Below are 12,698 nucleotides of genomic sequence, written 5' to 3' on the forward strand. Positions count from 1 at the left end.
CATCGCGGTAACTCTGACTGACGCTGACCGCAGGAATCGCTCCCACAGGAGACTTGATGCCTGAGCACACCGAGCCAGCACCACAACCCACCGTCACCGAGGTCGCCGCCGCCGCGGGGGTCTCCGCCGCCACCGTGTCGCGCGTCCTCACGGGCCGGGTCCGGGTCAGCACCTCCGCCCGGGTCTCGGTGCACGACGCCATCGCCCAGCTCGGGTACGTCCGCCACCGCGCGCCGCGCCGCGCCGACCGCCAGAGCGCCGGGCTGCCCGTCGCCGCGGTCGTGTTCGAGCCGGCCGCCCGGCTCTTCCGCGACGGCTTCGTGGCCCGGCTGCTGGCCGGGGCCGAGGAGGAGCTGTCCGAGCGCGGCGTGCCGCTGATCACGATGTCGGCCACCCGGGGCACCTTCGCCAGCTCCACCCAGTTCCTGACCGCCGGCGGGGTCGGCGGCGTGCTGCTGGTCGGCGCGCCCGCGCAGCACCCCCTCGCGGTGTCGCTGGCCGCGTCCCGGGTGCCGCTGCGCTCGGCGGGCCGCCCGGAGCTGGCCGTGCCGTTCGCCGACGTCGACAACCGCGACGGCGCCCGCCAGGCCGTCGAGCACCTGCTGCTGCGCGGCCGGCGGACCATCGCCACGATCGCCGGGCCGCCCGACTCGCCGGCCGCCGTGGACCGCCTGGAGGGCTACCGGCGCGCCGTGCTCGCCGCCGGGCGCCAGCCGATCATCGCGTACGGTGACTACTCCACCCCGTCCGGTGGGCACGCCGCCGCGTGGCTGCTGGACCGCACCCCCCGCCTCGACGCGCTCTTCGTCGCCTCCGACGCGATGGCCGCCGGCGCGCTGCAGGCCCTGCGCAAGTCCGGCCGCCGGGTCCCCGAGGACGTGGCCGTGGTCGGCTTCGACGACGCGCCCCTCGCCGGGTTCACCACGCCGGCCCTGACCACGGTCCGCCAGCCGGTCGAGGAGCTCGGCGCGGTCACCGCCGCCCTCCTGCTCGACCCGGCCGACGACGACCCGGTCCTGCCGACCGAACTCGTTGTGCGGGCCTCCACGTAGGATGCCCGGTGCCCAGCTGCGGGAGGGCGACATCCTCGCCCGCCGCTACATTCTCAAACAGCCCGTCGCGGCGGGCGGCATGTCGGTCGTCTGGCGCGCCTGGGACTCCACCCTGGAGCGCACGGTCGCGGTCAAGGTGCTCGACGGCCCCATCGCGTCCGACGGCGGGCAGCGCGACCGCATCCGCCGGGAGGCCCGCGCGGCCGCGCGCATCGAGCACCCCAACGCCATCGGCGTGTACGACTACGGCGAGACCGTCACCCCGCGCGGGCGCGTCGCCGCCTACGTGGTGATGCAGCTGCTGGAGGGCATCTCCGTCGCCGCCCGGCTCGAGGCGGGCCCGGTGCCCTGGCCGGAGGCGGTGCAGGTGGCCGCCACGGTCGCCGACGTGCTGCACGCCGCGCACCGCCGCGGCGTCGTGCACCGCGACGTGACCCCCGAGAACGTCATGCTGACCAGCGACGGCGTGCGGCTGCTGGACTTCGGCATCGCGGCCGACATCGGCCAGCGCGAGGAGGCGATGACGTTCGGCACCCCGCCCTACGTGGCGCCCGAGCGGCTCACCGGCGCCCCGGCCAGCGGCGCCACCGACGTGTACTCCCTCGGCGTCCTGCTCTACGAGATGCTCACCGGCGCCCCGCCGTACCCGGCCCAGACCTGGGAGGAGCTGGAGCGCGCCCTGGCCGCGGAGCGCCGCCCGGCGCTCAACGTCCCCGGGCTGCCGGCCGCGGCCGCCGCGGCGTGCCTGCGCTGCCTGTCGACCGACCCGATGCGCCGGCCCACCGCGGCGGAGCTGGCGAGCATCCTGGGTTCGAGCGCACCGGCCGCCCGCAACCGGCGCCGGGTGCTGCTGGCGGTTCCGGTCGTGGTGGCCATCGCGACGGTACTGACCGTGCTCCTGCTCAGAGACGACGACCCGGGCCAGCGACGGGGCGAGAACGCGGCCCCGTTCCCCTCGGTGAGCATCTACGTCTCGGTGGTGCCCGGCCCGCCCGGCGCGCAGGCCACGACCACGACCGGGCAGCCCCGCCGCTCCGGCACGGCCACGTCGGGCGCCCCGGCGACCGGCCCGGCCTCGACCCCCGCGCTGCCGTCCCCGCTGACCCGCCAGGCCGCGGGCAAGGCCGTCCTCGACGTCGTGGACCGCCGCGAGCAGACGGGGGAGATCCGCCAGGACGCCGCGCTGGACATCCGCAACCAGATCAACAACCTGCTGTCCGACTCCAACGACGCCGCCCGGCGCATCGAGCTGCTGCGCAAGCAGCTCGTCGACCGCCGCCGCGACAACGCCGTCCAGGAGGCGGCCTACCAGGAGCTCGACGCCGCGATCGTGCAGTTCGGCAAAACGTTCAGCACCTAGCGTTCAGGGGCGAGGCGGTGCCGAACCGCCCAGAGGGCTGCCTCGGTACGGGAGGCCGCGCCGGTCTTGCGCAGCAGGTTCGACACGTGCACGGCGACGGTCCGGATCGAGATCCCCAGCGAGCTCGCCACCTGCTGGTTGGTCATCCCGGCGGCCAGGCAGCCGAGCACCTCCAGCTCCCGCGCGGTCAGGTCGCCGCCCGCGCGCAGGCTGTGCAGGAGCGTCTCCGCCTCGGCCAGCCGCCACCCCGGCCAGTGGCCCAGCAGCGCCACCGCGCGCTCGGCGTGCCGGCGGGCCTCGCCGGCCCGGCCCAGCCGTACCAACGCATGCGCCACCGCCGTGTGCACCGCCGCGTCCTCGGCCCGCTCGGTCGCGTCCCCGCGCGCGTCCGGCAGCAGCCCGACCGCCTCGGCGTCGCGCCCCGCGGCCACGGCCAGCAGCAGCCGCAGCGGGACCGGCCGCTCCGGGACGTGCTCCTCGACCACCGCCGCCGGCACCCCGCCGTGCACCGCCCAGCGCGCCGCCTCCGCCAGCCGGGCCGGTCCGCAGTGCCCCACGCAGTCGCGCAGGGCGTCGGCGGGGTCCACGGGATGTACACCCCGGGCCGCGACGGCCACCCGGAGCACCCGGACGAGGCCCGAATCGCGGCCCTCGGCGTCGGCGCGGGCGAGCATGCGCACGGCGAGGGGGTCGTCGCCGCGCTCCAGGGCCAGCAGCCCGGCGCGGGCGGTGAACCGGACCCGCTCGACCGGGTCGCCCTCGATCGGCAGGCGGGACCAGACCAGCGCCTCCGCGCGCGCCAGGTCGCCGGTGCGCATGGCGTGGGCGACGCCGAGCGTGGTCGTGCGGCCGGCGCAGAACTCCAGGCCGTACCGGCCGATCGTGGCCATCGCCTCGTCGAACAGCCGCCAGCCCATCACCTCGCCCAGCCCCGGCAGGGTCACCGCGACCAGGTTGTGCACCGCGCGCCCGATCGTCACCGGATCCTGCTCCTGGGCGGCGAGCTGGCGGGCCGCGCGCAGCAGGGCGACGCCGCGCTCGACGTCACCGGTGAGCGCGAGCGCGGTGCCGAGCGTGACCGACGCCGACGCGATCCCGGCCCCGGCCCGCTCGCACGCGGCGAGGGCGGTCTCGGCCAGCGGCAGCGCGCTCGCGGCGTCCTCGGTGCGCAGCGCGCTCTCCGCCTCGGCCGCCCGCTGCCGCGCGAGCGACGCCGCCGAGCCGCCGACGGCCGCGGCGCGGTCCAGCGAGCGCCGATGCCCCGCCGGGTCCCCGAGGCACCAGCGCACGGCGGCCAGGACGCGGTGCGCATCGGCCGTCTCGTCGCGCCCTTCCGTCTCCTGTACCGCACGCAGCCAGTCGCCCGCGTAGTCCGCCGCCGTCTCGAAGCGCGCCGACACGAAGGCGGCCGCGGCTCCCACGGCGACCAGCCCGGCCGCGTGGCGCGGCTCCTCGGGCCCGCTGAGCCCCAGCGCGACGAGCTCGACCGCGGCCTCGGGCAGGCCGGCGGCGAGGCTGGCGGCGGCCCCGCGGGAGGCGGCGGTGCGGGCTTCGGCGGTACGCCCCAGGGCCGCCGCATGCCGCGCCAGCGCCGCGTCGTCGCCGAGCTCCGCGGCCAGCCGATGGGCGAGGGTGTGCACGCGGGCCCGCTCGCGCGGCATGGCCCCGGCGGCGAGCGCCTCGCGCAGCAGCGGGTGGCGGAACCGCAGCGACCCGGCCGGCGCGAGGTCCGGCGCGATGAGCAGGACCCCCAGGTCGAGCAGCCGGCGCAGGGCCGGCTCGACGTCCCCGCCGATCACGTGCAGCAGCACGTCGCTCTCCACCGGATCGCCCAGCAGCGCGGCCGCCCGGGCCACCCGCCCGACCAGCGCCGGCTCGCTGGTCAGCGGCTCGACCAGCAGCCCGGCCACGTGCGCGGGCAGGGGAGCGGCGGGCAGGTCGTCGGCGGTGCCGTACGCGGCCAGCAGCTCGGCCAGCCAGAACGGGTTGCCGCCGGTGCGCCGCCGGGCCCCGCGCACGGCCTCCGGGGCGGGCGCGCTGCCGTAGGTGGCCTCGATCAGGTCGGCGGTCTCGCGGGCGGTGAACGGCGCGACGTGCACGCGCAGGACCGACGGGGAGCCGCCGAGCCGGCGCAGGGTCCGCGCGGCCGCCGGCGCGAACGCCGCCTCCTGCGGGGGCCGGCTCGTGACCAGCATGAGCGCGGGCAGCGACTCGGCCGCGACCGCCAGCTCGGCGACCAGCGCGAGGCTGGCCGGGTCGAGGTCGTGCAGGTCCTCGACGAGCACGATGCCGAACGAGGAGCCGAGCAGGGCCCGCACCACGTCGACCGCGGCGCGCAGCGTGGTCGCCGGGGCCAGCCGCGGCTCGGCGGCGTCGGAGGAGCGCTGCCCGAGCCGGTTGAGCAGCGACTCGTCGACCGGCAGCGACTCGGCGGGGCGGCCGTTCAGCACCGACGCGAGCCAGTCGTGCGGGGCGGCGCCCTGGGCGCGGGCCGATCCGCGCAGTACCGTGGTGCCGGCCAGATCCATCCGCCGCAGCGCCTCGGCGACCAGCCGGCTCTTGCCGCTGCCGCCCTCGCCGGTGATGACCACGATCCCGGGGCGCCGGGCTGCCCACGCGGCCTCGATCTCGGCGAGCTGGGCGGCTCGTCCGATGAAGGGGGCGGTCGGCATGCGGGCCACGATACGCACAAGTGCGTAGAGACGCCCGCGGGATCGATACGGCACGCTGTCACCCATGGCAGAGGGCGTGGCGGAGGGCGTGGCGGAGGCCGACCACCAGGAAGAAGCGGCGGCCCCGCAGGCCGAGAGCGGACCGCAGCCGCTCGCCCTGCACTGGGCGGCGCGGACCGACACCGGCCTGGTGCGCACCTCGAACCAGGACTCGATGTTCGCGGGCGACCGGCTCCTGGCCGTCGCCGACGGCATGGGCGGCATGGCGGCCGGTGACGTCGCCAGCCGGCTCGCGATCGAGGCGATGACCCCGCTCGACGAGGAGTTCGCCGGCAACGACCTGCTCACCGCCCTGCGCACGGCCGTGTCGGACGCCAACCGGCGCATCCGCGACGAGGTCGAGGAGGACCCGGCCAAGCTCGGCATGGGCACCACGCTGACGGCGATCCTCTTCTCCGGCGAGCGCATCGGCCTGGTCCACATTGGAGACTCCCGGGCCTACCTGCTGCGCGGCGAGGAGTTCGGCCAGATCACCAAGGACGACACCTACGTGCAGCTGCTCGTCGACGAGGGCCGCATCACGCTCGACGAGGCGGCCACGCACCCGCAGCGCTCCCTGGTCAGCCGGGTCCTGCAGGGCCAGCCGACCGATCCGATGTACTCCGTGACCGCCGCCCGCGCCGGCGACCGCTACCTGCTGTGCAGCGACGGCCTCTCCGGCGTCCTGCGCGCGGAGACGATCGAGGAGGCGATGCGGGAGTACGCGGACCCCGACGAGCTCGTCGAGCGCCTCGTCGACCTCGCCCTGCGCGCCGGCGGCCCGGACAACATCACCGCCGTGGTGGCCGACATCGTGGGCGACGACGTCCCCGAGCGCAAGGGCCTGCGCAACCGCCTGCGGCACTGGCTCGGCCGCGACGAGATCAGCAACGCCCGCCTCCCCGCCTAGGCCGGCGGCTCCCAGGCCGCGATCCGCTCCGCCCCGCGCAGCATCACGCGCTCCGGGGTCAGCCGCGCGACCGTGCGCAACGCGGCGTTCACGATCGGATTGGTGGCTCCGGCGATCCGGCCGACCTGCCACGACCGTTTGGCAATCTGCGCGACCCGGGGGCGCCTGATCCTGTCGTACTCCCTGAGCCCTTGTGTGACCCCGCGCGACACGAAGATCGCGAGGGTGACCGCGTCCTCCAGGGCCTGGCAGGCGCCCTGCCCGAGGTTGGGCGTCATGGCGTGGGCCGCGTCCCCGACCAGGGCGATGTGGTCTCCGAACCGCATCGGCGCCACCGGGTCCAGGTCCAGCAGCGGATGGTGCAGCAGGGCGCCCGGGTCGGTCGCCGCCACCAGCCGCGGGATCGGCTCGTGCCAGCCCGCGAACGTGCCGGAAAGCTCGGCCAGCTGCTCCTCCGCAGGCGTGGTGCGCAGCGGGGCGGGCACGGCGGCGTACCAGTAGATCCCGCGTGTCCCCAACGGCAGGAAGCCGAACCGCCGCCCGCCCGGTCCCATCGTCTCCCCGCCGCCGGTGATGCTCGGGTCCGGCGCGACCACGGCCCGCCACGACACCTGGCCGCTGTCGCGGATGCGGACCTCGGGGGCGTACTCGGCGCGCACCGCGCTGCTGATGCCGTCCGCCCCGACCACCAGGTCGGCCTCCAGTTCGCGCACGTCGGTGACCGTGGTGCCGGTGTGCACGGTGAGGCCCGCGCCGAGGATCTCGTGCAGGTCGGCTCGGTGCACCCCGAACACGGCGCTGCCGAGGATCGGGCGGCCGGCCGCCCGCACCCGGTCGCCGACCCCGAGCCAGTCGAGCGCGCGCAGGGCGTTCGGCCAGAGCGAGAGCCCGGCGCCGACCGCCTCGATCCGCGGCTGCCGCTCCAGGACCGTCACGTCCCAGCCGCGCTGCCCCAGTCCCCGGGCCGTGGCCAGCCCGCCGATCCCTCCGCCGACGACGATCGCATGCATGTGGCTCCCCCTATCGAGTGACACATCGAAATGTCACAACCGGCCAGTAACTCCGGGCGGCGCTCCTCGTTGGGCGGGGTGAGCACGACCACAAAGCGAGTACCCCCCTCGTGAAAGCGGCACTGCAGTGATCGGCAACCCGCGCACGTTCTGGCTCATCATGCTCACCGCGGCCGCGGCCCTCACCGCCGCCGCGGTCATCGGGCCGGTGCTCGGCCTCGTCGCGGTGGCCGCCGCGGCCGGGGTCGCCGCGATGGCCCAGGCCGGGGCGCTGATCCGCCTCGCGCTGCGCATCCACCACGGCCGGCGCGACTTCGGGCCGTGCCGCGGGGCCGGGTTCCTCGGCATGGGTGCGCTGTTCACGGGGGCCGGCGTGGCCGCCACCGGGCTCCCGGGCACCGACCCGGGGCTGGTCGCGGCGGGCACGACCCTGATCGCGGCACCGACGTACCTCCTGGGCCTTCTTCTGCTGCCGGGCACCGCGCCGACCCTCGGTGCCCGGCTGCGCCGCCTGCTGGACGGGGCCGGGATCGGCGTCAGCCTGTTCTACTGCGCCTGGGTGCTCGCCCTCGGTCATGCCCAGCCGCCCGGGACCGCGCCGCTGCGCCTGGCCGTGGCCGTCACCGGGTCGGTGGCGGTGGCGGTGGCCGTCGTCACCGGGCTGCGCGCGGTGCGCCACCGTCCCGCGGCGCTGGGCTGCAGCGGAGGGGCCGCCCTTTCGATCGTCGGCCTTGTCGTGTACTGCCTGTTGCTCCTCGGTCACCAGCGCGCCTGGCCCGCGGCGCCCGCCGTGGTCGTCGCCGGCCTGGTGCTCGCCGGCCTCGCGATGGTCGCGGGCCCGTTCCTCGTCACCGCCGGCGCCCGCCGGGCCGGCGACGAGCCCACCCAGCCGGAGGCGTACGACGAGCCGGGGACCCTCGCGGCGTACCCGCTGCTGATGGGCCCCGCCCTCCTCGCCGTCGCGGTGTCGGCGCTGCACCTGCTCACCGGCGGGCACTTCGACGCCGTCGCGGTGGGGCTGGGCGTGGCCTCGTTCGGGGTCCTGGCCGTGCGGGAGCTGCTCGCGGCGCGGGACATCAGGCGGTACGCGCGCAGGCTCGCCGGTCGCGAGGCCCGCTTCCGCACCCTGGTGTCCGGCTCGACCGACGTGACGATCGTGCTCGACGCCGACCTCGTGGTGCGCTGGCAGAGCCCGGCCGCCGCCCGCCAGTTCGGCCTGTCCGACCAGGACGCCCTCGGCCGGCCGCTGACCGACCTGCTGCACCCGGACGACGCCGGGCAGATGCGGGCCGCGCTGCGCGCCGTGCTCGACGGGCACCAGCACGTGCTCGTGCAGGCCCGCCTCCGCGACGGCTTCGGCCGCTGGCGCGACACCGAGTCGACGGTCAGCGATCAGCGCACCGCGCCCGAGGTGGCCGGCCTCGTCGTGCACGTGCGCGACATCGCCGACCGCGCCGAGCTGCAGCGCGCGTTCGACGAGGTGGCCTGGACCGACGACCAGACCGGCCTGGCCAACCGGCGCAAGTTCGTGGCCGCGGCGACCGGCGCGTGCGCCGACGGCCGGCCGGGCTCGCTGCTCGTGTTGGAGCTGGACCGGTACGAGAGCGTCGCCGACCTGCACGGCCAGGCCGTCGCCGGCGCGGTGCTCATCGAGGCCGCCCGCCGCCTGCGCACCGCCACCGGCGCCGAGGACCTCCCGGCCCGCCTCGGCGGCGCGGGCTTCGCCGTGCTCACCGGGGCCCCGCTCGTGCACGCGTTCGCGCTGGCCACCCGCCTGGCCACCGCCCTGGCCGAGCCGTTCCAGCTGCCCGGCCTGACCGTGCACCTCGCCGCCGACGTGGGCGTGGCCGACCTGCTCGGGGCCGGCAGCGCCGAGGAGGCCCTGCGCCACGCCGACGTGGCCCGCCGCCGCGCCCACCAGCTCGCCCGCGCCCGCGACGGCGGCCGGGTCGAGTGCTACGACAAGTCCTTCGAGGCCGCGCTGGTCCGCCGCACCGAGATCGAGCAGCAGCTGCCCGGCCTCATCGGCCGCGGCGAGCTCGACCTGGTCTTCCAGCCGGTGGCCGACCTCGCGACCCGCCAGCCGGCCGGGGCCGAGGCGCTGTTGCGCTGGCGGCATCCGCGGCTGGGGGCGGTACCCCCGGCGGAGTTCCTCGCGATCGCCGAGGAACTGGGCGGCGGCCTGGCCGACGAGATCGGCTCCTGGGTCCTGCACAAGGCCTGCCGCCAGCTCTCCCGCTGGCGCCGCGATGGCCGCGACCTGTGGATCTCGGTGAACGTCACGGCGCGCCAGCTCGCGGCGGAGGGCTGGCTGCGCACCGTGGCCACCGCGCTGGACACCCACGACGTGCCCGCCGAGTCCCTGGTCGTCGAGGTGACGGAGGCCGCGCTGCCGGACGACACGCTGGCGGTGGAGCAGCTGGCCGGCCTGCGCGCCCTGGGAGTTCGGACGGCGCTGGACCACTTCGGCACGGGCCCGACCGCGCTGGCTCACCTGCGCCGCCTGCCGATCGACGTGCTGAAGATCGACCAGTCCCTGTTCAGCGAGCCGGCGGGGCGGCGCGGCCCGGCGACGCCGATCGTGGACGTGGTGGTCGCGCTGGCCCGGCGGCTGGGCATCGACGTGATCGCGTGCGGCCTGGAGACCGAGTCGCACGTGGACGTGGTGCGGGCGGCGGGGTGTCCGCTGGGGCAGGGGTACGTGCTGAGCCGGCCCGACCATGCCGAGCACGTCGAGGCGTACTTGGAGCGGCACCGCGCTCCAATGCTCTGAAATCGGATAAGTCGGGCGCTGACGCGCCGCGACTTATCCGATTTATACCCTGACGGGGGATAAATCCGACTATGTCGTGGCGCGGAGCGCCCGACATGTCGGTTTCAGCGGTTGACGCCCGCCATGTCGGGCTTCCCAGCTCAGGGCCGCGGGTCCGGCGGGGGCGTGCGCAAGGTCAGAATCAGGTCGAGCACGAGCGCCGTCCACCCCGTCTGGTGCGCCGCGCCCAGGCCGGCCCCCGTGTCGCCGTGGAAGTACTCGTAGAACAGCAGCAGATCGTGCCATTCCCCGTCCGGGCGCTGGAACAGCTCCACGTCCCCGAAGAACGGCCGCCGCCCGTCCGAGTCGTTCATGAACAGCTTGACCAGGCGGCGCGACAGGTCGTCCGCCACCGTGGCCAGCGTCGCCATCCGGCCGCTCTTCGCCGGGTACTCCACCTGCAGGTCGTCGCCGAAGAACTCGGCGAAGCGGCGGACCGCCTCGATCAGGATGTAGTTCACCGGCAGCCAGATCGGGCCGCGCCAGTTCGAGTTGCCGCCGAACAGGCCGCTCGTCGACTCTCCGGGCTCGTACCCCACGGTGTACTCGTGGTCGCCCAGGTGCACCGTGAACGGCTCCTCCTTGTGCGCCCGGGAGAGCGTCCGCAGCCCGTACGGCGACAGGAACTCGTCCTCGTCCAGCATGCGCTGCAGGATGCGGATGAGCTGGTCCGGGCCGACCATCGACAGCAGGCGCAACTGCTGCCCGCCGCGGCTCTTCTTGGCCCCGACCACGTCGCCGTACTCCGGCTTGTTGGTCAGGAACCAGCGCAGCCGGGCGGCCACGTCGGGCAGCCGGCGCAGGGTCGACGAGCTGATGATCGTGGTCGCCGTCAGGGGCAGCAGGCCGACCACCGAGCGGACCTTGAGCGGGATCTGGTGGCCGTCGGCGGTGCGCAGGACGTCGTAGAAGAAGGCCTCCTCCTCGTCCCACAGGCCGAACTCGTAGGCGGCGTCGGCGATGTACGCGAAGTGCTCCAGGAACTTCGCCGCGATGTCCTCGTAGACGCGGTCGTGCACGGCGAGGGTGAGCGACATGTCGAGCAGGTTGAGCGCGTACATCGCCATCCAGGCGGTGCCGTCGCTCTGCTCGAGGCGGCCGCCGACCGGCAGCGCGGCCGAGCGGTCGAACGGGCCGACGTTGTCCAGGCCGAGGAAGCCGCCCTCGAAGACGTTGTTGCCCTCGGCGTCCTTGCGGTTGACCCACCAGGTGAAGTTCAGCAGCAGCTTGTGCAGCGTCCGGGCCAGGAAGTCGAAGTCGCGCGAGCCGTCGAGGACGAACACCCGCAGCGCGGCCCAGGCGTGCACCGGCGGGTTCACGTCCCCGAACGCCCACTCGTACGCCGGGATCTGCCCGTTGGGATGCATGTACCACTCGCGCAGGAGCAGCAGGAGCTGCTCCTTGGCGAAGCCGGGGTCGACGCGGGCGATCGCGACGCAGTGGAACGCGAGGTCCCAGGCGGCGTACCACGGGTACTCCCACGGGTCGGGCATGGACAGCACGTCGCAGCTGTTCATGTGCCACCAGTGGGAGTTCCGGCCGTACCGCCGGCTGTCCGGGGGCGGCTCCGAGACCGGGTCGCCCTGCAGCCAGCGGGCCACGTCGAAGTGGAAGAACTGCTTGCCCCACATGAGCCCGGCCACGGCCTGCCGGACGATCATCTTCTCCTCGGCGGTGGCGCCGGCCGGGACGAGCTCGTCGAAGTACTCGTCGGCCTCGGCCCGGCGGCGGGTCATCGTGGACTCGAAGTCGGCCCGGAGGTCGGCCGGGGCGAGGTCCCTGGCCCCGGGCGCGTTGAGGTTGAGCCGCAGCCGGATCTCGTGCGTGCCGCCGGGGGCCACGGTGACCTCGTAGTGCAGGGCCGCCTTGGTGCCGACGCTGTCCGGGTTCACGCTGTCGGTGCCGTGGATGATGTGGTCGCCGATGCCGTCCTTGGGGTACTCCTCGCCGGCCTTGCCCCAGATCCGCGGCCCGTTCGTCTCGTTGTTGCAGAACAGCGCGCGCGGCTTGCCGTCGCCGGTCAGCGCCAGGCGGCCGAGCAGGCGGTGCTCGGCGAGCAGGCCGTTGTCCTTGGCGCGGATCTCCGGGCGGTAGTCGCGGCCGGGCAGCCCCCAGGCCCAGGTGTTGCGGAACCACAGGGTCGGCAGGATGTGCAGCTCGGCGGGTTCGGGCCCCATGTTGCGGACCCGGATGCGCACGCACATGTCGGTCGGGCCGGCCTTGGCGTAGTCGACCTCGACCGACCAGTACCGGTCCTCGTCGAAGATGCCGGTGTCGACCAACTCGTACTCGGGGTCGTTGCGCCCGCGCCGGGTGTTCTCGGCGACCAGGTCGTCGTACGGGAACGCCTCCTGCGGGTAGTGGTAGCGCCACGACATCCAGGAGTGCGTCGGGGTGGAGTCGGTGTACCACCAGTACTCCTTGACGTCCTCGCCGTGGTTGCCGAGGTCGCCGCCGAGGCCGAACATCCGCTCCTTGAGGATCGAGTCCTTGCCGTTCCACAGGGCGAGGGCGAAGCAGAACGTCTGGCGGTCGTCGCAGATGCCCGCCATCCCGTCCTCGTTCCACCGGTACGTGCGGGACCGGGCCTGGTCGTGGGGGAAGTAGTCCCAGGCGTTGCCGTAGGGGCTGTAGTCCTCGCGGACCGTCCCCCAGGCCCGCTCGGACACATAGGGCCCCCAGCCCCGCCATGGGCGCTCCCCGCTGTCGGCTTCGGCCAGCCGCCGGCGCTCGGCGTTCCCATCGTCCTCGATCACGCAGCTATTCTCCGTTGTTCATGTTTCGGCCAAGTTGAGACCCGACCAATCGGCCCAATCGGTGGCATTTGTTCCTACACCAATGAG

The 12,698-nt window shown here is 75.0% G+C and carries 6 protein-coding genes and 1 pseudogene; 4 read left to right on the forward strand and 3 right to left on the reverse strand.

Features of this window, described 5'->3' with window-relative positions; genetic code table 11:
* Nucleotides 1–56 precede the first annotated feature (56 nt).
* Nucleotides 57–1,052: a LacI family DNA-binding transcriptional regulator gene (locus tag ACQPZ4_RS10630; RefSeq protein ID WP_433058375.1), complete on the forward strand. Its 996-nt coding sequence runs from the start codon at nucleotides 57–59 to the stop codon at nucleotides 1,050–1,052.
* Between the two features lies 1 nt (nucleotide 1,053).
* Nucleotides 1,054–2,412 (forward strand): serine/threonine-protein kinase, encoded by a 1,359-nt coding sequence (locus ACQPZ4_RS10635; protein ID WP_433058377.1) that lies wholly within the window; start codon nucleotides 1,054–1,056, stop codon nucleotides 2,410–2,412.
* Here ACQPZ4_RS10635 and ACQPZ4_RS10640 read toward each other — a convergent pair.
* Complete coding sequence (locus ACQPZ4_RS10640) at nucleotides 2,409–5,084, reverse strand: ATP-binding protein (protein WP_433058379.1); 2,676 nt, start codon at nucleotides 5,082–5,084, stop codon at nucleotides 2,409–2,411. The genes ACQPZ4_RS10635 and ACQPZ4_RS10640 overlap by 4 nt on opposite strands.
* 157 nt (nucleotides 5,085–5,241) lie before the next feature.
* On the opposite strand from ACQPZ4_RS10640, the pseudogene ACQPZ4_RS10645 reads away from it, so the two are divergent.
* Nucleotides 5,242–5,958: pseudogene (locus ACQPZ4_RS10645) on the forward strand (PP2C family protein-serine/threonine phosphatase); the annotation flags it as partial.
* Between the two features lie 71 nt (nucleotides 5,959–6,029).
* Here ACQPZ4_RS10645 and ACQPZ4_RS10650 read toward each other — a convergent pair.
* Nucleotides 6,030–7,043, reverse strand: coding sequence for an FAD-dependent oxidoreductase (locus ACQPZ4_RS10650; protein WP_433058381.1), 1,014 nt, complete (start codon nucleotides 7,041–7,043; stop codon nucleotides 6,030–6,032).
* A gap of 127 nt (nucleotides 7,044–7,170) precedes the next feature.
* Between ACQPZ4_RS10650 and ACQPZ4_RS10655 the strand changes: the two genes are divergently transcribed.
* Nucleotides 7,171–9,816, forward strand: a complete 2,646-nt coding sequence (locus tag ACQPZ4_RS10655) for a putative bifunctional diguanylate cyclase/phosphodiesterase (RefSeq protein ID WP_433058382.1) — start codon at nucleotides 7,171–7,173, stop codon at nucleotides 9,814–9,816.
* A 140-nt stretch (nucleotides 9,817–9,956) separates the two neighbouring features.
* Here ACQPZ4_RS10655 and ACQPZ4_RS10660 read toward each other — a convergent pair whose 3' ends face one another.
* Nucleotides 9,957–12,611: an MGH1-like glycoside hydrolase domain-containing protein gene (locus ACQPZ4_RS10660; protein WP_433058384.1), complete on the reverse strand. Its 2,655-nt coding sequence runs from the start codon at nucleotides 12,609–12,611 to the stop codon at nucleotides 9,957–9,959.
* Between the last annotated feature and the right edge of the window lie 87 nt (nucleotides 12,612–12,698).

Source organism: Dactylosporangium sp. CS-033363, from assembly GCF_050942475.1.
In the GTDB taxonomy this organism is placed as follows: Bacteria; Actinomycetota; Actinomycetes; order Mycobacteriales; family Micromonosporaceae; genus Dactylosporangium.

Bases quoted from the DNA above. Each gene is read 5' to 3' on its own strand.
- ACQPZ4_RS10630 (WP_433058375.1), top strand. From the start codon at position 57: ATGCCTGAGCACACCGAGCCAGCACCACAACCCACCGTCACCGAGGTC.
- ACQPZ4_RS10635 (WP_433058377.1), top strand. From the start codon at position 1,054: ATGCCCGGTGCCCAGCTGCGGGAGGGCGACATCCTCGCCCGCCGCTAC.
- ACQPZ4_RS10640 (WP_433058379.1), bottom strand. From the start codon at position 5,084: ATGCCGACCGCCCCCTTCATCGGACGAGCCGCCCAGCTCGCCGAGATC.
- ACQPZ4_RS10650 (WP_433058381.1), bottom strand. From the start codon at position 7,043: ATGCATGCGATCGTCGTCGGCGGAGGGATCGGCGGGCTGGCCACGGCC.